Raw genomic sequence first — 20,851 nt, 5'->3', positions numbered from 1 at the left:
TCACCGCATCACGTAGGGAGCGGTCGATGCCGGTCAAATACATCACGGTCAACCCCCGCAGCGAACTGTTCGCACCGGCGGTGCGGGCGTTCGGCAACATCGCCATCGTCGGCCGGGCCGGATTCGGTACGCCGGCCACCGACCCGGCGCGGTTCACCTCGCCGGTCACGGCCGCGGAGAACCTCAAGTCCCTCGGCGGGACCACCTTGACGGCGCAAGCGACCAAGGGAGACAAAAAGGCCACCGTGGCAGCGAAGGTTCCGGCACCGGTGCTGGTGCGGTTCACCGACGCCACGCAGGCCGGCCACGTCCAGTCGGAGGTCCACACAGTGACCGCCGTGAGCGCGCCGTCCACCGGGACCCCTCCCACCTTCGATCTCACCCTGGACAGCGAGCTGAGCGCCGCTTACAACATCGGAACGAAAGTCACCCAGGAGAGCGACAGCGACCTGGCGACGGCGATCCGCACGGCGTTCGCGCAGACCCCGCCCCCGACCGTGGTCTGGGGCGTCCCGCTGGCGCCGGACTCCCCCAAGTGGGAGGACGGCCTGACCGAGGTCGACAAGCTCGACGTCCAGATCGTGCTGCTCGCCCGCACCCCGCTCGCCTCGAACAACTCGGACAACTCGGACGCCCTCACGAAGCTGAAGAACCACGTGACGGCCGATCTCGGCGACGGCAAGGAACGGATCGGCGTGGCCATGCTCGATCAGGGCGTGACCACCGACGATCTGGCCAAGCTCGTCGTCCCGCCGCTGATCGACGAGCGGATGGTGCTGATCGCCCACCGGTCGCCGGACGACGTCGCCGCGGCACTGGCCGGCGTCATCGCGGGCTGCGAGCCGCACATCTCGCTGCTGCTCAAGCCGATCAGCGTCGCGATGCCCGACGTGTTCTCCGACAACGAGATCGACGCCTTCGACCAGGTCGGGGTCAACTGGATCACCAAGCCGGTGCTGCTGCCGGGCCAGGCCCTGTACCTCGGCGAGGGCTACACCTCGGACTGGAGCCACGACAAGAAGTACGTCGACATCGTTCGCGTCCTCGACGACATCAACTTCCGGATCAAGGCCGCCCTGATCCCGGCGCTCGGCAACGTGCGCCTGTCCCGGGTCGGGCTCCGCACCGTCGAGACGGTCGTGCAGGCGGTGCTGTCGCCGCTGGTGGCGCGGCAGGTCATCGACGGATTCGGCGTGGTCGTCCCACTGCTGACACTGCTGGACAAGGACACGGCGGACCTCACGACCGAAGAGGCCGGCGAGATCAGCACCGCCCGGGCGAACCGGTCCGTCGACATGAGCGTCGAGGTGGTCTACGCGGGAGCGATCCACCGGCTGACGATCGACCTCGTGCTCAAGGGCTGAGCGAGCAGGAACACCCAGAAGGAGTGAGACACCATGCCCGACGCCCTGAAATGGGACACCCGGCTGACGGTGATGCTGAACGGCGTCGCGGTGACGCCGATCGACTCGTTCAACCCGACCTTCAACGTGCCCGTCCAGCCGCTGCATTCGCTGGAGGCGGACAACGTCGCGCACATCGTCCAGCCGCAGGCGTTCACCTTCACCATGGCGGTCAAGGCGATCGGCACGGCGGTGGCGACTCTCACCACGATGGCGCTGAACAGCACCGCGTTCACCATCGCCGTGCAGGAGGCCAAGGGGAACGACTGGACCTTCAACAGCATCGCCTTCAACGACTGCTACATCACCTCGGTCGCCACCACCATCGTGATCGACGGCGTGCCCACCACCACGTTCAACTGCGTCTGCCTGCAGGCCGTTCCGGCCCTGCCGGGCTGACCGGCCGTCAGCCGCGCGGAAGGAGGATCCCATGTCGGAGGGGTACCAGGGCACCGTGCCCGAACCGGACGGCGGGCAGGCCGTCGCGCCGCCCGGAGCGATCGGGGCGGCCGGAGCGGACGAGGCGGCCGGGGGCGCCGACATCCACTACGTCTTCCCGATCCACGTGGTGCTGGCCGGCGGCACCGACCGGGCGACCGGAGCAGTCGCGGCCGACACCGTCTACGACGCGCTCTACCGGGCGCTGAGCTGAGCCCTCCAGGGACGAAGGAGAGCCGAGCGCATGCCCCGGATCGAGTGGGAGTTCCCGATCACCGTGACGGTCGTCGGCACGCCGTCGCCGGACCGGCTGGCCGAGCTCGGCCGGGCGGTCGAGGAGGCGGTCGCCGCCCGGCTCCGCCAGGCCGGAGAGCTGCTGGCGGTGAACCGGATGAACCGCCCACCGTACGCGCCGGCCCAGCCGGAGCCCGAGGAGCAGCCCGAACTGGCGGGCCGGCTGCCGCAGTGGGAGCAGGAGTCATGAGCGGCGCCGAGGTGCGGCGGATCCGGGTGCACCTCCCGGAGACGGTGGTCTTCGACGCCGGTCCGGTGCAGCTGCCCCCGGACGTGGCGCGGGAGGTGGAGCAGGTCCTGCTGGAGGCGGTCGGCCGGGCGCTGGCCGGGGCGGACCTGCTGGCCGCCGCAGCCCCCGCACCGCCCGCGCCGATGGCCGGCCCGCCGGCCGGCGGCGGCCCGCTGCTGGCGTTCTCGCTGTCGGAGTCGGCGGCGGACCAGGGCACGGAGACCGCCGCTCCCCCGCCGCCGCCCGACCGGCTGCCGGGGCGGGAGCGCCCCGCCGACCGGGCCGGGTCCGGTGCGAAGCGCCGGACGTCGGCGGGTGCGGTGCGCGGGCCCACCCGGCTGCGGTTCCGGGTGCGGGTGGACCACGAGATGGGCCCGGACGACCTGCTGCGCGAGTTCGTCCGCCAGTACTACCGGATCACGGACCAGCAGGAGGTGGAACGGCGGCTGGCCTGGTGGCACTGGACGGGCGCCCACGGGCGGTCCGTCACCGACCAGGAGGCCCATCGCGGCTACCTCGACCTGACCGTCACCGACGCCACCGAGACCGAGACGGCGCTGCTGCCCGAGGCCGAGCGGGAGCGGATCGAGGCGGAGACGGAGGAGCGGCTCCGGCAGGCGATGGGCCTGCCGCCGGGCACGAAGGCCGGCACCGGCCCGGAGGCGGCGGCCCGCCGGCGCGGCGTGCGGGCGGATGTCGTCGAGGAACATCTGCGCCGGGAAGTCGCGGACCTGCCCGAGGACGTCCGGCGGGCCCTCCTGGTGGACGACCGGCCGCTGTCCGTGCCGGACCTCACCGCGTCCGTGCGGCTGGGGCGCAGGCTCGCCGCGATGACGCCGGAGCAGCGCGCCGCCTACCTGGACACCGTCACCGCCGGGCCGGGGAGCTGGGCGGAGCTGGACGCCTCGGTCGACCGGTTCCTGGCGGACGAGCGCGACCGCGCGGCCGAGACCGCCCGGACCGAGGCCGCGGCGGCCGCGCTGTTCGGCCGGGAGGAGCTCTATCTCCTGTGGCGGACCTCGAGGAACCTGGACGAACAGCAGGCCTTCGGCATGGCCGAGCACCCCCCGCCGCCCTCCGCCGAGCAGATGGAGGCCCACCGACGCCTCGCCGAGGCGCTCGCCCGGTGCGGCCTCACCGAAGAGGCGTTCGAGGCCTCGGTGAACGCCTACCTGGGGCAGTTCCGCGCCGAGGCGGTGCGGATCGCGCTCGACGTCCTCGCCCACATCGACCACCAGCTCCAGGAGGAGCGGCGCAGGCTGCGCACCCCCGGGTACGTCGAGACGATGGTCGCCGCGATCGCGCGGACGTCCGCCCCCGCCGAGTACGCCCGGGCCGTCCATCTGGAGGCCGAGGTCGGCTACGCCCCTTCCCCCGGCATCTACGTCCCGACGGAGGGCCTGAACCGGATCGAGGCCGCCGAGTTGCGCGCCCGGGCCGACCGGGAGACCGCGATCGCCGCCGAACACGACCTGCTGGTCGACCCCGAGCGGCTGGGCCGGGGCACCGACCGCGCGAAGCTCTCCCGCCTCGACGCGGACGCCGCCCGGGCCTACCTGCTGGAGGTCGCGGACCGGCGGCAGGCCGACGGGGAGACCGTCCGGCAGGAGCTGGCGCAGGATTCCGAACGGGTCTTCAGCCAGCCGGGCCTCGTGGAAGCGACGAAGCGCAGCCTGGGTGTCAAGGACGGGACGGTCTACGCCTGGATCGTCGACCACCACATCGAGGCCATCGGCAAGTTCCACGTGTTCACCGAGGCCGCCGTCCTCGCCGTCACGCTGCTGCTCGCGGCGCTGGTGCCGGTCGGCGGCTGGGTCGCCGCGGCCGCCGTGCTGGCGAACCTCGCGATCACCACCGCCCAGGCGGTACGGGCGATCGAGGAGTACCAGGAGGCGTCCGCCGAGTACGACCTGAGGTTCATCGCGAACGAGCCCTCGTTGCTCTGGGTCGCCGTCGCCGTGGCCTCGGTGGCCCTGGAACTCCACGTGTCCGCAGTCGCCCTGCTGAAGCGGGGAGCGAACGCCAAGGGGCTGTTCTCCCTCCGGAACGAGTTGCACGACTTCGGCGAGGCGAAGGACGTCGCGACGGCGACGGCCCGCTACCGGGACCTGCTCGCGAAGATCGACGAGGTCGAGGGCCTGGAGCCGAGGCTCGCGGAGGTACTGAAGGCGCGGGCCGCGGCGGAGCAGGGCCTCAAGCGCGTCCTGGGCGAGTTCGCCGGCCGGCTCCACGGCGGTTTCCTGGTCGACCCGACCGGGCCGATGGAGGCGATGTACTACCTCGCCAAGAAGCACGTGGCCACCGTCGAAGCCCTGCGCGGCGAGGCCCGGATCGCCGAACTCCTGGGCGACATCACGCGGTTGAGCCCGGCGGAGCAGGAGGCGATCACCACCGCGTACGCCCGGGTGAAGGAGATCGTCAAGATCGCCGAGGAGCGTGGCATCGACGACGCCGTGGCGATGCGGTACGTCGACCGGCTCGCCGCGGAGCGGTCGGCGGCGGTGTTCGAGGAGATCGTGGCCGAGCTGCGCGCCTGGCGCCCGCCGACCCCGGAGCAGCTCCGGGCCGGGAAGGCGCTGGCCGAGGCGAGCGAACGCCTGCGGGCGCTGTACGCGGAACGGGACGCGTTGCTGCGGGAGCTGCGGGCCGGACCGAAGACCCCGGCGGGGGCCCGGGACGACGCCCGGATCGCGAAGATCAGGGCGGAACTCGACCGGCTCTCCGGCGAGTTCGTCACCCGCCCGGGCGGCGTGCGGGAGCGGGACGCCGGGACGGGCGAGATCGCCGAGGCGCACCGCAGGATGTGGCAGGCCGAGCAGGTCGCGAACGCCCTTCGGGTGGATCCGCTCACCCGGATGCGGCAGGTCTTCAACGCGTCCCGGGAGCGGGCCGAGGTCGTCGCCTCCGGCGAGGTCGACCAGGTCGGCACGCTGGGCGTCTCCTCCGGCCGGCTGGCGGTGGACCACGTCGTCTCGCTGAGCCGGATCACCCGGATGGAGGGCTTCGAGCTGCTGACCGCCGCCGAGCAGAACAGCCTCGCCGTCCGACGGAAGAACCTCCGCCTGATGGACGCGTCCGCCAACGCGTCCAAGGGCGAGCACACCTTCGCGAGCTGGCCGAACGCCCGGTACTACTACCCCGATGCCGCGGACCTCGCGAGGTCGCAGGCCCTGGAGGCGGAGCTGATCGAGGAGATGCAGACCTGGATCCGGACCAGGGTCAAGAACCGCCGGCCGGTCGCCGGGCCGCAGCTGCGAGCCCCGACGGACGTGGACGCGCCGCCGCCCGGGCAGATCCGGGTCCACACGGAGCCCGCGCAGACCCGGATCCACACGGAGGCGGAGCCGCTGCCGGACGAGCCCGCCGAGGCCCCGGCCCAGCAGCCGCCGTTGCGTCGCCGCGCCGTACCGAAACCGGAGAGGTAGGCCCGTCATGCTGTCCGGCTTGAACGTCCCCGTGCTGATCGGCCCGGTGCCGCTGCTGACGGTCACCAGCCTGACCGTCGACGAGGGCTACCAGGTGGCCCAGATCGCGGGCAGCCGACTGGCGCAGCTGGTCTCCCCGACCACCAGGACCATCACGGTCGAGGCGGTGCTGGTCGGCCGGACCAGGCTGCTGATGAAGAAGGGCCTGGAGGCGCTGGCGCTCACCTCGCGGGCCCTGGCGCCGGCCACGGCACCGCTGATGAACCTGGCCGGGCTCCCGGTGGTGTGCGGGATGACGATCAGCCTCGACATGCAGATCACCGGCCTGCGGTTCACCCAGTCCAACCAGAAGCGCGACGCGATCGACGCCAACATCACCCTGGAGCAGGTCCCGCGGTCCAGCCTGTCCGCACTGATCGGCGAGGCCGCCGACATGCTGCTCGCGGCCGGCATCGCGGCCGTGCCCACCGTCAGCGACATGGTTCCCGTCCGCCGCCAGCTGGGAGGCAAGCTGTGACCACGTCCGCCGTCCCGACCGTCCCGGCCCTGGAGTTCGACCGGCTGCCGGTGGAGCCCGACGAGGGCCTTCCGCAGGCGTTCAGCTGTCCGGTCGGCGCCACCGTCTACGACTTCGGCCTGTACGCCGAGCTGGCCGCCCCCGAGTCCGACCCGCCGGAGACGCTGTACGACCTGGCGGCCCCCGCCCCGGCGCCCACGGCGGTGGCGCCGCCGGGCTACCTGGTGCTCCGGGTGGTCCGCCAGGGGGCGGCCGGGCCGCGCACAGTGTTCCTGCGCAAGCTCGTCGTCGAACCCGAACTCGTCCACACCGCAGGACAGTTGGCGATCCGCCTGCTGACCGCGAAGGTCGCCCGGGGCAACCTCAACGGGCCCGGCCACTACGGCACCGAGATCGTGATCGGGGTGGCGCAGCGATGGGCGTGATCCTCTGGTACCGGGTGGCGTTCCCGACGCTGGGCCTCACGGTGTCCAACGACGCCACGTCGGCGGGCATCCTCAGCGACGCGGCGATCACCGTGGACCACGCGCTCAGCCAGGCCGGCGGCTTCACCGTCGAGCTGGCCGCCCTGCCGTTGGCCGCCCACCGGGCGCTGTCGGGCGCGCTGGACGACAAGCGCGGCGAGGCGGGCGGCGGCGTCCCGACAGTGATCACGCTCGGGTACCTGGACGCGCCGGGCTCCCGGCAGGCCGTGCTGCGGGGCCGGGTGACCGGGATCGGCGTCTCGCCCCGGTTCCCGCCGCTGGGCGTGTGCCTGACCGGCGACGAGGAGGCCGCGCACCGGCTGCTCACGGCCACCGGCGCGGCCGACGGGGACGGGCTCGTGCACTACCACTCCGTGCAGACCACGCCGGCCGCCGCCGCCAAGGCCATCGTCGAGCGCGGCGGCGGCACCCTCGCGACCGGCTCCGCCCCGGCCGGGGATCCGCAGGACTTCAACCTGGACGGCCCCAACGACTTCGAGCTGCTGTCGGACCTGGCCCGGGACTGCGGGGCGGAGTTCCTGGTGCAGGACGGCACCGTGCAGTTCGGCGCGGCGGTCACCCACCCGCCGAGCGGGCCGGGCCGGTCCGTCCCGGCCGACCCGTCGGCCGCGCTGTCGGCGCTGGCCGGTGAGGACGCGCTGATCGCGCCCGCGACCGGAACGGTCGCCCGGCTGGCGTCGTTCCGGCCGGTCCGGGCCGCCACCGCCGCCACGCTGCGGGTCGCGGGCGACCTGCCCGACGACGTCTCGGTGGCGGCGTTCGACTTCACCGTGCTGGGCACGCCGGAGCTGCGGACCGGCCAGCTGGTCGCGGCGGGCGTGGCCGGCTTCGAGAACCCGCTGCGGGGCTACCGGATCATCGAGCTGACCCATTCCTCCTCCCGCGAGGGCTACGTCTGCACCGGCCGGGCGGCCTCCTTCACCGCCGCACCGGGCGGCATCGGCCTCGGCCTCGACACCGGCGGCGGGGGCGACGGCGCGAACCGGCGGAACACCGAGGCGGCCCGCCGCGGCAGCCCGGCTGCGGTCGTCGAGGCGATCTCGCAGCGCATCCGCGACGCCCGCGCCGTCTCGCCGTCGGTCGACGTCGGCGAGGTCTCCGCCGCCAAGCCCGACCGGCGGGTCGCCGATCTCCGGTACGGGCAGGGCGCCGGCCCGCCGGCGGCCGCGCCGAGCGTGGACCTCGCCGTGGCCCCCGGCGGTCCGGTGCTGCACGGCAAGCCGATGGCGGCGCCGTTCGCCTGGTACAACACCGGCCTGAGCGTCCCCGTGTACCCGGGCATGCGCGCGCTGCTGCACGGCGTCCGCGGTTCCCGGGCCGACACGGTGGTCGGCGGATTCCTGTGGAGCAACGAACCGGCGATGGCCCGCCCCGCCGCGGAGGCCGGCGACTGGTGGCTGTGCCTGCCCACCGAGGTCTCGCCCGGCCCGGACCCGCGCCCGATCGGCAAGGGAGCCAACGACCTCACCGCGGCGGACGGCCGCCGGGTGATCGAGGCGGCCGGGCTGAAGGTGGTGGTCGGCACCGCCGCCTGCTCCGCCGTCGGGGACCGGCCCACCGAGGGCGACGCCGAGGAGTTCCAGCTCTCGCACGCCTCCGGAACTGCGCTGCGAATCGGCCCGGGCGGCGACGTCGACCTCACCGCCGCGGCCGGCGCCGAGGTGACGGTGACGGCCGGCCAGACCTCCGTCACGGTCTCCGCCGACCAGGTGCAGGTGGCCGTCGGACCGTCCCGACTCAGCGTGACCGCGGAACAGGCGAGCGTCAGCGCCGGCGGAGTCGGCCTGACGCTGAAGCAGGGGAAGGTGGCGATCGGCTGATGTCATTCGTCCTGGTCGAAGGAGCAGTCATCACCTGTGTGCACGGCGGTGCGTGCCGACTGCCCGGGCCGGGCAGCACCGCGCTCACCGTGAGTAAGGCGGGCGTCCTGCTGGCCGGCGCGGAGGCGGGGTTCGCCTTCGGGAGCGCCGCCGCCCCCGTCCCGGGCATGATCACGCCCTGCCCCGCCGCCCTCCCGAACGGGCAGCCGCAGCCCTGCGTCACCACGCCCACCCGGCCGGCGGGCCTCACCACGAAGCTCACCGTCGCAGGGCAGCCTGCGCTGCTCGACGCCGCGACCGGCGACACCATGAGCGGCGCCGGAAAGGGCGCCTGGACGATCACGGACCCGGGCCAGCAGATCCTGGAGGCGAGCTGACATGACGTTCCCCGGTGACCCGACCGCCCCGGTCGACCCGGGCATCCTCGCCGATCCGGCCGTCCTCGCCGACCCGGGCGTGCTGACCGACCCCGCCGTGCTCGCCGCCCGCTACCCCGGCCTGCCGGGTGCGACGCCGACGGACGGCTCCGGCGCGCCCAGCCTCGGCCACGGCCTCGCCCTCGACGACGGCGATCTGGTCACCGACCCGGCGACCGGCGGCCCCGCCGAGAACGCGGGCCCCGACGCCCTCGTCCAGGCGCTGCTGCTGGCCGTCGACACCCAGCTCGGCAGCGACCGGCTCAACACCGGCTTCGGCTTCGACCGGCTCGCCCTCGGCCGCTACGCGCTCGACCTTCCGGCCCGCAAGGAGTACCTGCGGATGGAACTCGTCCGCTGCCTGGGCGCCGACCGCCGGGTCGCCGATGTCCGGGAGGTGTTCTTCGAGGACGACCCGCGCTTCCTCGAACTGCGGCCCGACCTCGACCCGGCGGCCTTCCGACAGATCGTCGAGACGGCCCGGGCGAGCCGCCGGTACACCGTCCACGCGATCCTCGACACCGTCGCCGGCTCCACGCTGACCCTCACCTCAGGGGGACGCCTTGACTGACCAGACCCCTCCCACCCGACCGGTCGGCCCCGACCCTCCCGCCGACGACGGCTACGGCGTGACCGCGGACGGCTTCGTCCTCAAGGGCATCGACCGGATCGTCGCCGACCAGCAGGCCCGCGCCCGCGCGATGTTCGGCAGCGACGTCGACCTGAGCTCCGGCTCGGCACTGCGCAAGGTGCTCGACGCCGCCGCCATCCACGTTCACGAACTCTGGCGGGCGCTGGAGAACCAGTACTACGCCAACTTCGTCACCACCGCGCAGGGCGAGGCGCTCACCCTGCTCGGCCTCGACCTCGGCCGGCCCCGGCGGCAGCTGTGGGCCACCGGCGAAGTCGTCCTGGCCGTGCAGGACCAGGGCCCGGACCGCGCCGTCGTCGTCCCCCAGGGCGCCGCCGTCCGCACCGTCCCCGCCGCCGGGAAGCCCCTCGTCGAGCTGCGCACCACCGCCTCCGCCACCCTCGACGCCGCCTCTCCCACCGCCACGGTCGGCGTCCGCGCGGTGGAGCGCGGGCCCGGCGGCAACCCGCCCGACGGGGCGGACCTCGAACTGGAGCCGCACTGGGCCGAGGTCCACCTCGCCCTCGGCCCCGCCACCGTCACCGTCACCGCGCAGGGGCCGATCACCGGCGGCGAACTGGACGAGCCCGACGACGCCCACCGCGCCCGACTGCTCGGCGTGCCCCGGACGGTGTGGACCCAGGACGCGGTGCTCAGCGAGCTCCTCGACATCCCCGGGGTGCGCGACGCCGCCCTGTTCGACCCGCTCGGCGGCATCGACACGTCGAACGCCGCCTTCAACACCTACGCGTTCGGGCAGCACCAGTTCACCGCCGGACGGCAGACCGGCTCCCCGTACTTCTTCGACATCGTCGTCGCCGTCGAACCGGGCTGGCCCTGGCTCCCCGAGGACGGCGACGTCCCGGCCGTCCGCCCCGCCGTGGTCGACGTGGTCCGCCAGTGGCGGCCGGTCTCGATCTTCCCCGACCTCAGGCCCGCCAACCAGGTCGACGTCGGCCTGCGCGCCACCCTGGTGGTCGAGCCCGGCCACGACGCCGACGCCATCCGCGGCGAGATCCTGGACGCCGTCCACACCGCCGTCGGGCGGCTGCGCCTGGGTCGCGGCCTGCTCCACTCCGACCTGGTGCTCACCGCCCGGTCGGTCGCCGGGGTCGCCGACGTGCAGAACCTGCGCCTGCGCCGCGGCGCCCCCGTCTTCGGCGAGGTCGGGCACGGCGGCGCGGTCTACGGCGACGCCCGGGAGCTGTCCGTGGGCGAGAACCTCGCCCTGGCCGCCGACGAGATCGCCGCCTTCGACCTCGACAGCCCGCTGATCGACCTCCAGGTGGTGAACTCATGACCGCCGACTTCCTGGCCGTGATGGCCGGCGGCCTGACGCCCGCCTACGCCCGGGGCCTGGAGCGCCTCGCCCTGCCGCTCACCGCCGGCGCCGACGGCGTCCTGACACCGCAGTACGACGGCCTCTCCGCCTACCGGGCCCGCTGGGGCCGCGACCCGGACGCCCCGCACCACCTGCTCGCCCCCGCGCACACCTCCGCCGAACCACTGACCGTCCGCGTCACCTTCACCCGCACCACCGCCCCCGGCGCGACGGAGGAGAACGCCGACGTCACCTTCCCCGCCGGCTGGCCCGCCGGCGACCAACTGGCCGTCGAACTCCCCGGTGCCGCAGCCGAGTTCGGCCCCGGCCTGCGGATCACCGGCCTCGCCCCGCAGCCGCCGGCGCCGACCGGTCCGGACGACTGGCAGCTCACCGCGCTGCTCGGCACCCTCGCCCGGCTGCTGTGGACGATCGGCCGCGACTACCAGGACCTCGACCGCCGCGGCGCCGACGTCGCCCGCCAGCGCTTCGCCCAGCACGCCCGCGGCGCCGGACTCGACCTGCTCGGCCAGGACCTCGGCGCGCCCCGCTTCCCGCCGCAGCGGCACGAGCCGGACGAGCACACCCTCGCCCTCCTCCATCTCGACAAACCCGACCCCGTCGACGCGAGCGGGCACCTGGACCCGGCCCACAGCACCGTCACCGGCAGCGCCCGGCCCGGGCCGGCCGGCCGGTTCGGGCCCGCCTTCGGCTTCGGCCCGCCCGGCGGCGCCATCACCATCACCGACCTGCCCGACCTCACCGCCGACTTCACCGCCGAAGCCGTCGTCCGCCCCGACCACACCGCCGCCGATCCCGGCGCCGTGCTGGCTCGCCGCGATCCGCCCAACTCGTCTGCCCTGCCAACTGGTTGGGAGCTCACCCTCGGCACGTGGCGCGGCATCGACCACAACCTGCGCTTCACCGTCTCCGACGGCGCCGCCGAAACCGATCTCTTCGCCGACCTCGACCTGGCCGACGGCCGCTTCCACCACCTCGCCGCCACCCTGCGCCGCACCGGCCCCGGAGCCGACGCCAGGCTGTACCTCGACGGCGCCGAGGTGGACCGGGCCCTGATCAAGAAGCTCGGACCACTCACCTCCGGGCAACCCCTGGTGATCGGCGCCGCCCACCAGCCCCCCGGGGACGTCCCGGCCGACATCCCCTACCTCGGGCTGGTCGAGGAAGTCCGGATCTCCGACCTCGCCCGCACCTCGTTCGCCCCCGTCACCGGCGAGAGCGACGAGCAGTACCGCGACCGGCTCGGCATCTTCCAGAGCTGGCTGCTCCCCACCCCCGACAACCTCCAGAACGCCCTCAACCGGCTCGCGGGCGACGGCTCCGACCTGCTGGTGGTCGACGAGACCACCGCCCGGATCGCCTCCGGCTCCGCCGTGCTGCGGGTGCTGCCGCCCCGGCTCACCCCCGGCCGGCGGATCGCCGCCGACGGCGACCCGCTGCCCACCGAGGAGCAGGCCGTCGGCACCGCCGCGGACGAGCCCGACTTCGACCCGCTGTGGATCTCGCCCCATGGGAACGCGCCCGGTCTCGGCTTCGACGGGAACGACGACAACCGGCTGATGCAGCTCACCACCCGGCAGGCACTGGACGCCCTGCTCGGCCGGCTCACCGCCGTGCCCGAGGCGAAGGACGGCGAGCTGACCGTCCTGCACGCCTACGACCCGGCCGGCCCCGGCCTGCACGCCGTCGGCCGGGCCCTGAGCCTGCACCACAGCACCGTCCCGACCGCCGAACTCGGTGTGCACGCACACGCCGCCGGCTTCGGCTGGGTCTCCTGCGGGCCGGACGACCGGATCCACGCCTCCCAGCCGCCCGGCGACGCCTTCGCGATCTCCGTCACCGCCGGATTGCCCCTGGTCCGGGGAGGGAGCGCCGCGCTCGCCCTCGACCCGCCGATGTCGGCGGTGACCGGCGCGGTTGTCCGCTGGTCGGTCACCCGCGACGGCCCCGGCGACGCCGCCGTCTCGCCCGGCAGTCCCGCCGACACCGCCACCCTGCACGCGAACGCGGCGGGCGACGTCACGGTGGGCGTCGAGGTCACCCGGGCCGGACACACCCGCAGCGGCCGCCTGCCGGTGCGGATCGGCCTGCCCGAGGACCTGCTGACCGCCGAGCAGACCATCGGACGGGACGGCCGGATCGGCGCGACCGAGGCGGAGGCGGCCGGCACCGTCACGGAGGACTTCGACCCCGCGTACCTGCAGGTGCGCACCGACGACCTCGGCGCCGCGCCCGCACCCGTCGACTACGGCTCCGACCCGGACAACCGGCGGATGCAGCCCGCCGCCGGAGCCGCCCTGGACCGGCTGCTGGCCGGCCTCGGCCGAACCGAACCGCTCACCGTCGTCAGCGCCTACCTTCCGACCGATCCCGGACTGGCCGGCCAGGGCCGGGTCCTGGTGCTGCGCGACGACAGGCCGTTCACGGGCGGTCTGCCGTTCCCGCTGTCCCCGGCCGCGCTGGCCGCACGCGCATTCGCCGCCGGCTTCGACCACATCACCGTGCAGGCCCCCGCCACCAGCGGCGAGCGCGGCTCCGTCCGGCTCGCGGTGGCGGCGGGCGAGCAGCTCACGGTGACGCCGAGCCCGCCCACGGCCGAACTGACCACGGAGACCGGGATCACCGTGTCCGTCGGCCCGCGTGCCGCGCCGGTCGCCGCCTGCTTCCGGCCCGACGGCGGCCGGGTCTTCCTGGCCGACCGGGGCAGCCACCGGATCGTCGCGTACGACCTGTCCGCGCCGGCCGGAGCACCGCCCCGACCTGCCTCCGCCGCCTTCGCCTCAGCCGCCTTCACCGGGCCGTTGCCAGTCTCGTTGGCCTTCGTCGGCGGCCGGCTGTTCGTCGCCCACGAGCGCGGCCGGGTGGTCGCCCTCGACCCCGGCACCCTCGCCGCCACGCCACTGGCGACCCCCGACGCGGTGGCCCTCGGCACCGACGGCACCCGGCTCTACCTGACCGCGACCGACAGCACCCTGCGCGCCTACGACCCGCAGTCCGGCACCCAGCTCCTCGACCTGCCACTGCCCGGCCCGCCCGGCGCCGTCGCCCCCGTCGGCCCGCTGCTGGCCGTGCTCCTGGACGGCCCCCGGTTCTGCCTGGTCGACCGCCAGGCCGGAACGCTGCACGGCGACCCCGTCACCGCCCCGGACGCCGCCCGGGTGCTGTGCGCGGCGTCCGGCCCCACCGACGGCAGGCTGTACGTCGGCGTGGACACCGGCGCCACCGGGGCGGGCCGCGGCGCCCTCCAGATCTACCGGCCGGGTGCGGCCGTGCCCGACACCACCCTGACCGCCTTCCCGCCGGGGACGGCCCCGGTGGCGATCTGCCCGGCCACCGACCAGCGCCACCTGTACGTGGCGACGGCCGGCCTCGGCGGGACGGGCGGACGGGTGCACGTCCTCGACACCGCCGACGGCCAGTGGCTGCCACTGCCGTTCGCGGCCGGCGACGACTGCCGCGCGCTGGCCGCCGCCCCGGCCGCCGCCCCCTACCCGCCGTGCCTGCTCGCCGCCCCCGAGGCCGGCGGCGCCCTGCTCCTCGCCGACCAGCGGCCGCTCGGCCAGAGCCCGCCGCAGCCACCGCAGTTGACCTCCCGGCAGACCCTCGGCCCGGACGCCGGGGTGCGGGTCGCCTGGTCCGCGCTGCCGTTCGGCCCGGGCCGGGCCGAACCCGTCGCCTTCGACGCCCCGGTCACGGCGATCACCGGCCTCGCCCCCGGACTGGTCCGGATCCGCGCCGACTGCCTGCGGGGCCCCGTCCTGCCCTACCAGTGCGAGGTCCGGCCGAAGGACCCGCAGGCGGTGATCGGCAAGGGCCAGTACGACCTGGTGCTGAACGTCCTCAACTGGTTCCAGCCGATCGGCGTGGAGTTCCTGACCGGCGACCTGCGCGCGCACGTCCGCGAACTCGCCGGGGCCGACGCGGACCTGCTGCCCGCGTTCACGTTCCCGACCTACCACACCTACGACCAACTGCCGTTCCACCGGCCGGAGAGGGACGATCCGCCATGATCAACGAGTACCATCCCCTGTTCACGCACCAGGACTGGATCGACAACGAGGACCGGGTCCAGGCCGGCGGCGAGAAGGGCCTCAACATCCGCTTCCACAACCTGGAGGCCGAGTTCCGCACGATCGCCGACGACCACCTCAACCCGGTGATCGACAAGATCGCCGGGAAGCAGACCGTCCTCAGCCTCGTCCCGGTGCTGGCGCCCAACACTTCCCCGCCCGCCGCCTGGGTCCTCAACAACGACTTCGCGCAGAAACCGGACACGGCCGCGGAGGCGCACGGCATCATGAGCGTCGTGCTCCCCGACGGGGCCGCCATCGTGTCGATGACGGTCTTCGGCTCCGTCCGGCCCGCCGACCCCACCAAACCGGTGCCGCTGCCGGGCGTCCACCTGCGGAGCAACGACATGGCCTCGACGGGCGCGGTACCGATCATCGACTTCAAGGCCTTCGGGGAACCCGCCCAACCGGTGACGCCGACGACCGTCAAGAACTCCGCGAACAAGTACTTCGTCGAGGCCGATGCCACCAGTGGCGGCAACACGGGCGCCGTCACGCTGAACTGCATCCAGATCGTCTGCCAGTGAACGGACCCGGCCGAGCCGAGGAGGTGTGATCGATGCCCGTCAAGCCACCTGCGTCACAGTCCGGAGCGAGCACGTTCGATCCGGGTCAGGAATCCCCGGCGTTGACGTTCGGCGTGTGGGGCGACTCCGACGTCGGCGCGGGCGTGATCGGCGCCAGCGACGCACCGACGACCGACACCGCTCACGTGCGCCCGGCGGGAGTCGTCGGCGTCAACAAAGCCGCCCAGGGCGTCGGCGTGGAGGGCTTCTGCCCGCAGGGCACCGGCGTCCTCGGCGTCGGCGGCGCCGACCAACCCGGCGTCTCCGGGAAGGCGGACACCGGCCCCGGCGTCACCGGCGTCAGCGCGCAGGGAGTCGGTGTCACCGGGCAGAGCGGCGGAGCAGCCCCCGGCGTTTCAGGACGGTCGGACAGCGGTCCGGGTGCGGCCGGCGAGAGCGGCAGCGGACCCGGACTGCAGGGGACGAGCACCTCGGGGACCGGGGTGCTGGGCCGCGCCACCGACGGCGCCGGCGTCTCGGGAACGGCCTCCGGCGGGCCGGGGGTGCAGGGCACGAGCGCCCGGGGTGTCGGGGTGCTCGGCCAGGGCTCGGGCACCTCGGCCGGGGTGGCGGGCCTGGCGGACGCCGGCCCCGGCGTGCGGGGGACGAGCACGACCGGCCCGGGCGTGTCCGGCCAGGCGACGGACACGGCCACCGGCGTGTCCGGCCTGGCGACGGACGGTCCGGGCACCGCAGGCACCAGCACGACCGGTGCCGGCGCGTTCGGCAGGAGCACGCAAGGCCCGGGCGTGCTGGGGACCAGCGCGCGCGGGGCCGGAGTCGAGGGTCTCGGCACGGACGGTCCGGGCCTGTCGGGGACGAGCGAACACGGCATCGGCGTGAGCGGCCAGGCGTCGGGAACGTCGGCCGGGGTGACCGGCCAGGCGGACGCCGGCCCGGGCGTGTCCGGCACCAGCGGCCAGGGCCCGGGCCTGTCGGGGACGAGCGCGCACGGCATCGGCGTGAGCGGCCAGAGCGGCGACACGGCGCCCGGTGTCTCCGGAACGAGCGCAGGCGGCATCGGCGTGAGCGGCCAGGCGTCGGGAACGTCGGCCGGGGTATCCGGCCAGGCGGACGCCGGCCCCGGTGTGTCCGGCACCAGCGGCCAGGGCCCGGGCCTGTCGGGGACGAGCGCAGGCGGTGTCGGTGTGAGCGGTACGGGCGGGCCGGGCGCGGCCGGGGTCACCGCGACGGGCGGTGCCGGCGCACCGGGTGTCTTCGGCCGTAGCGTCGACCGTGCAGGGGTGTTTGGTATGAGCTCCAACGGTCCGGGAGTGAGCGGAGCCACCGACACCGGCGCGGGTGTACACGGCTCCGCGTCCGACGGCACCGGGGTGAACGGCGACAGCGAATTTCAGGTCGGGATCGTCGCCGCCGGAGGCACGACCGGGCTGACGGCCACCGGAGGCCATCTCGGCGCGGACATCACCGGCGGCCTTCGGGTGAACGGGGTGATGGTCGCGGCCGGCAGCGCCCAGTTCGTGATCGATCATCCGCTCCTCCCCGCCGAGAACACCCTCGCCCACGCCTTCGTCGCCTCGCCGGAGCGGAAGAACGTCTACGACGGGGTGGTGGCCCTCGACGACTCGGGAGCCGCGACCGTCGCCCTCCCCGACTGGTTCGACGCCCTGAACCAGGACTTCCGCTACCAACTCACCCCCATCGGCACACCGGCCCCCGGCCTGCACGTCAGCGCCGAGATCTCCGGCAACGGCTTCTCCCTGGCCGGCGGCCCGCCCGGCGGACGGGTCAGCTGGCAGGTCACCGGCGTTCGCCTCGACAAATGGGCGCAGGCCAACCCCCTCACCCCGGTGGCCGCCAAACGTCCGGACCAGCAGGACTTCTTCCTCCACCCCACCGTCTTCGACCAGCCCACCGAACGCGGGATCGGCGTCCCGCCCGTCCCCGCCCGGCAGGACGACCTCCCCGAGGAGGCGTGAACGATGCCCATCAAGCCACCTGCGTCACAGTCCGGCGCGAGCACCTTCGACCCCGGTCAGGAATTTCCGGCGTTGACGTACGGCGTGTGGGGCGACTCCGACGTCGGCGCGGGCGTGATCGGCTCCAGCGACACACCGACGACCGACACCGCACACGTGCGCCCGGCGGGAGTCGTCGGCGTCAACAAAGCCGCCCTGGGCGTCGGCGTGGAAGGCTTCTGCGCGCAGGGCACCGGCGTCCTCGGCATCGGCGGCGCCGACCAACCCGGCGTCTCCGGGAGAGCGAGCGCCGGCCCGGGCGTCACCGGCGTCAGCGCCCAAGGGGCCGGCGTCACCGGGGAAGCCGACTCCGGCCCGGGCGTCCTCGGTCGCAGCGCCCACGGCGTCGGCGTCACCGGACGGGCCGCCGGAACCTCCGCCGGCGTCACCGGGGAGTCCGATGCGGGCCCGGGCATGTCCGGCACCAGCACGCAGGGGGTCGGCGTGTCCGGACAGGGCGGCGGGACCTCCGCCGGCGTCACCGGACAGGCCGACTCCGGCCCCGGCGTCATCGGTACCAGCGCCCACGGCGTCGGCGTGGCGGGTGCGGGGACGGCCGGACCGGGGGTGTCGGGCACGAGCACGAGCAGTCCCGGCGTGACGGGTTCGAGCGCCAGCGGTCCGGGCGTGGTGGGAGCGAGTGCGCCGGGGCCGGGCGTCGCGGGCAGCAGCGCCACCGGAATCGGCGTCTCCGGCATCAGCACGCCCGGCCCAGGGGTGTCCGGCAGCAGCACCGGCGGACCGGGAGTGTCCGGCAGCAGCCTCGGCGGACCCGGCGTCTCCGGCACCAGCACCGCCGCACCGGGCGTCCTCGGCGAAAGCACGCCCGGACCGGGAGTGTCCGGCCGCAGCGCCACCGGAATCGGTGTCTCCGGCACCTCGGAGTCCGGAACCGCGGTGAGCGCAACCAGCACCAGTGGTGAAGCACTCAGCGCGACGACCGACACGAGCACCGCAGTGGCGATCTACAGCCACGAAGGCGTCGCCGTCGCGGCCTTCTGCGGGCACCCGGAACCCGAGACGGGCGGCGTCGGTTTCGGTGACGCGCCCAACAGGGGCCCGGCCGTTCGAGGCCACAGCTGGTTCGGAGCGGGCGTCCAAGGTCTCAGTGAGTTCGGTGCGGGAGTGAACGCCTGGGGCTCGACCGGCCTGACCGTCAGCGGCATCACCCTCGGCGCGGACATCAGCAACAACCTGCGGGTCAACGGCGTGATCGTCTCGGCCGGCAGCGCCCGCTTCGTCATCGACCACCCGCTCGACCCCGCCGGGAACACCCTCACCCACGCCTTCGTCGCCTCACCCGAACAGAAGAACGTCTACGACGGCGTCGTCACCCTCAACGACACCGGAGCGGCCACCGTCGCTCTCCCGGACTGGTTCGACGCACTCAACCAGCACTTCCGCTACCAACTCACCCCGATCGGCGCACCCGCCCCCGGCCTGTACGTGGACGCCGAGATCTCCGGAAACTGCTTCTCCGTCGCGGGCGGCCCACCCGGCGGGAAGGTGAGCTGGCTGGTCACCGGTGTACGCCTCGACAAGTGGGCACGCGCCAACCCCGTCACGCCGGTGACCGCAAAACCCGCCGACCAGCGGGGCCGCTTCCTCCACCCCACCGCCTTCGACCAGCCCGCCGAACGCGGAATCGGCGCCCCAGCCGTCCCCGTCCGGACGAACCGGCGCGAGGGGGTGTGAACGATGCCCATCAAGCCACCTGATTCACGGTCAGGAGCGGGCAGTACCTTCGACCCCGTCCAGGAAAATCTGACGTACGGCGTCTGGGGCGACTCCGACACCGGCGCGGGCGTGATCGGTGCCGGCGAAGAGGCGATGACCGACACTGCACACGCAGGCCCGGCGGGAGTCGTCGGCGTCAACAAAGCCACCCGGGGCGTCGGCGTGGAGGGCTTCTGCGCACAGGGCACCGGCGTCCTCGGAGTCGGCGGCGCCGACCAACCCGGCGTCTCCGGGAAGGCGGACACCGGTGCGGGCGTGCTGGGGTCGAGCGCGCACGGCGTGGGGGTGGCCGGACACGGTGCCGGAGCGTCCCCCGGCGTGTCGGGGCAGGCGGACGCCGGTCCCGGCGTGTCGGGGCAAGCGGACGCCGGTCCCGGCGTCCTCGGCACCGGCACTGGCGCCCCCGGGGTGCAGGGCATCAGCACGGGCAATCCCGGCGTGGCGGGATCGAGCCCGCCGGGGCCGGGCGTCTCCGGCATCAGCACCGACGGCCCGGGCGTCTTCGGCGACAGCGGGCACGGGTCGGGCGTCCTGGGCATGAGCGCGCTCGGCATCGGGGTGGAAGGCACCGCCGACCCCGGGCCGGCGGTGTCCGGCAGCAGCCCTTCCGGCGTTGGCGTCTTCGGGACATCGGTCTCCGGGACGGCGGTGGGCGCAACCAGTACCAGCGGCCCAGCACTCACTGCGACGACCGGCACAGGCACTGGGGCGTCGATCTACAGCAGCGAAGGCATCGCTGTCTCGGCCTTCTGCGGGCACCCGGAACCTGACACCGGCGAGAGCATCGGGTTCATCGACCTACCCAACAACGGTCCAGCCGTTCGAGGCCACAGCTGGTTCGGGGCGGGCGTCCAAGGTGTCAGCGAGTCCGGTGCGGGAGTGGACGCCTGGGGCTCGACCGGCCTGACCGCCGGCGGCAGAACCCTCGGCGCGGACATCAGCAACAACCTGCGGGTCAACGGCGTGATCGTCTCGGCCGGCAGCGCCCGCTTCGTCATCGACCACCCCCTCGACCCCGCCGGGAACACCCTCACCCACGCCTTCGTCGCCTCACCCGAACAGAAGAACGTCTACGACGGCGTCGCGACCCTCGACGACACCGGAGCCGCCACCGTCACCCTCCCCGACTGGTTCGACGCCCTGAACCAGGACTTCCGCTACCAACTCACCCCGATCGGAGCACCGGCCCCCGGCCTGCACGTGGACGCCGAGATCTCCGGAAACAGCTTCTCCGTGGCGGGAGGCACACCCGGCGGGAAGGTGAGCTGGCAGGTCACCGGTATACGCCTCGACAAGTGGGCACGCGCCAACCCCGTCACGCCGGTGACCGCAAAACCCGCCGACCAGCGGGGCCGCTTCCTCCACCCCACCGCCTTCGACCAGCCCGCCGAACGCGGAATCGGCGTCCCGCCCGTCCCCGTCCGGACGAACCGCCCCGAGGGGGTGTGAACGATGCCCATCAAGCCACCTGATTCACAGAACGGAGCGAGCACGTTCGA

Annotated in this window: 16 protein-coding genes; all 16 read left to right on the top strand. The window is 74.2% G+C overall.

The features are described 5' to 3' along the window. The first annotated feature begins 26 nt into the window (after window positions 1-26). Complete coding sequence (locus CG736_RS14145) at window positions 27-1,364, top strand: hypothetical protein (protein WP_100586562.1); 1,338 nt, start codon at window positions 27-29, stop codon at window positions 1,362-1,364. Between the two features lie 33 nt (window positions 1,365-1,397). Continuing rightward, window positions 1,398-1,802: a hypothetical protein gene (locus CG736_RS14140; protein WP_100586561.1), complete on the top strand. Its 405-nt coding sequence runs from the start codon at window positions 1,398-1,400 to the stop codon at window positions 1,800-1,802. A 31-nt stretch (window positions 1,803-1,833) separates the two neighbouring features. Then, the gene (locus CG736_RS14135) at window positions 1,834-2,055 is read left to right on the top strand and encodes a hypothetical protein (protein ID WP_100586560.1); all 222 of its coding nucleotides are present in this window, start codon (window positions 1,834-1,836) and stop codon (window positions 2,053-2,055) included. A gap of 30 nt (window positions 2,056-2,085) precedes the next feature. After that, window positions 2,086-2,325 carry a hypothetical protein gene (locus CG736_RS14130; protein ID WP_100586559.1) on the top strand — a complete coding sequence of 80 codons (240 nt, stop codon included), beginning with the start codon at window positions 2,086-2,088 and terminating at the stop codon, window positions 2,323-2,325. Next, window positions 2,322-5,789 (top strand): hypothetical protein, encoded by a 3,468-nt coding sequence (locus tag CG736_RS14125; protein ID WP_100586558.1) that lies wholly within the window; start codon window positions 2,322-2,324, stop codon window positions 5,787-5,789. The genes CG736_RS14130 and CG736_RS14125 overlap by 4 nt, the downstream gene beginning before the upstream one ends. A gap of 19 nt (window positions 5,790-5,808) precedes the next feature. Then, a complete protein-coding gene (locus tag CG736_RS14120; protein ID WP_232733985.1) occupies window positions 5,809-6,306 on the top strand; it encodes a hypothetical protein in 498 nt (165 codons plus the stop codon). After that, window positions 6,303-6,731: a hypothetical protein gene (locus CG736_RS14115; RefSeq protein ID WP_100586556.1), complete on the top strand. Its 429-nt coding sequence runs from the start codon at window positions 6,303-6,305 to the stop codon at window positions 6,729-6,731. The genes CG736_RS14120 and CG736_RS14115 overlap by 4 nt, the downstream gene beginning before the upstream one ends. Further along, complete coding sequence (locus CG736_RS14110) at window positions 6,722-8,611, top strand: hypothetical protein (RefSeq protein WP_100586555.1); 1,890 nt, start codon at window positions 6,722-6,724, stop codon at window positions 8,609-8,611. The genes CG736_RS14115 and CG736_RS14110 overlap by 10 nt, the downstream gene beginning before the upstream one ends. Continuing rightward, window positions 8,611-8,988 (top strand): hypothetical protein, encoded by a 378-nt coding sequence (locus CG736_RS14105; RefSeq protein WP_157815576.1) that lies wholly within the window; start codon window positions 8,611-8,613, stop codon window positions 8,986-8,988. The genes CG736_RS14110 and CG736_RS14105 overlap by 1 nt, the downstream gene beginning before the upstream one ends. A 1-nt stretch (window position 8,989) precedes the next feature. Beyond that, window positions 8,990-9,598 carry a hypothetical protein gene (locus CG736_RS14100; protein ID WP_100586553.1) on the top strand — a complete coding sequence of 203 codons (609 nt, stop codon included), beginning with the start codon at window positions 8,990-8,992 and terminating at the stop codon, window positions 9,596-9,598. Then, a complete protein-coding gene (locus CG736_RS14095) occupies window positions 9,591-10,958 on the top strand; it encodes a baseplate J/gp47 family protein (protein WP_100586552.1) in 1,368 nt (455 codons plus the stop codon). Before CG736_RS14100 ends, CG736_RS14095 begins: the two co-directional genes overlap by 8 nt. After that, on the top strand, window positions 10,955-15,010 hold the full coding sequence (locus CG736_RS14090) for a LamG-like jellyroll fold domain-containing protein (protein WP_100586551.1): 4,056 nt from the start codon (window positions 10,955-10,957) through the stop codon (window positions 15,008-15,010). Before CG736_RS14095 ends, CG736_RS14090 begins: the two co-directional genes overlap by 4 nt. Further along, the gene (locus tag CG736_RS14085; RefSeq protein WP_100586550.1) at window positions 15,007-15,597 is read left to right on the top strand and encodes a hypothetical protein; all 591 of its coding nucleotides are present in this window, start codon (window positions 15,007-15,009) and stop codon (window positions 15,595-15,597) included. Before CG736_RS14090 ends, CG736_RS14085 begins: the two co-directional genes overlap by 4 nt. Window positions 15,598-15,698: 101 nt before the next feature. Continuing rightward, window positions 15,699-17,576 carry a hypothetical protein gene (locus CG736_RS14080; RefSeq protein WP_100586549.1) on the top strand — a complete coding sequence of 626 codons (1,878 nt, stop codon included), beginning with the start codon at window positions 15,699-15,701 and terminating at the stop codon, window positions 17,574-17,576. A gap of 3 nt (window positions 17,577-17,579) precedes the next feature. Then, entirely contained in the window at window positions 17,580-19,310 is a 1,731-nt protein-coding gene (locus CG736_RS14075; RefSeq protein ID WP_157815575.1) for a hypothetical protein, read from the top strand. Between the two features lie 3 nt (window positions 19,311-19,313). Then, complete coding sequence (locus CG736_RS14070) at window positions 19,314-20,801, top strand: hypothetical protein (protein WP_157815574.1); 1,488 nt, start codon at window positions 19,314-19,316, stop codon at window positions 20,799-20,801. Window positions 20,802-20,851: the final 50 nt, after the last annotated feature.

It is taken from the genome of Kitasatospora sp. CB02891 (genome assembly GCF_002803145.1).
GTDB lineage: Bacteria > Actinomycetota > Actinomycetes > Streptomycetales > Streptomycetaceae > Kitasatospora > Kitasatospora griseola.
The sequence above is the reverse complement of the archived record's forward strand: the minus strand, read 5'-3'. Positions and strand labels throughout refer to the sequence as shown.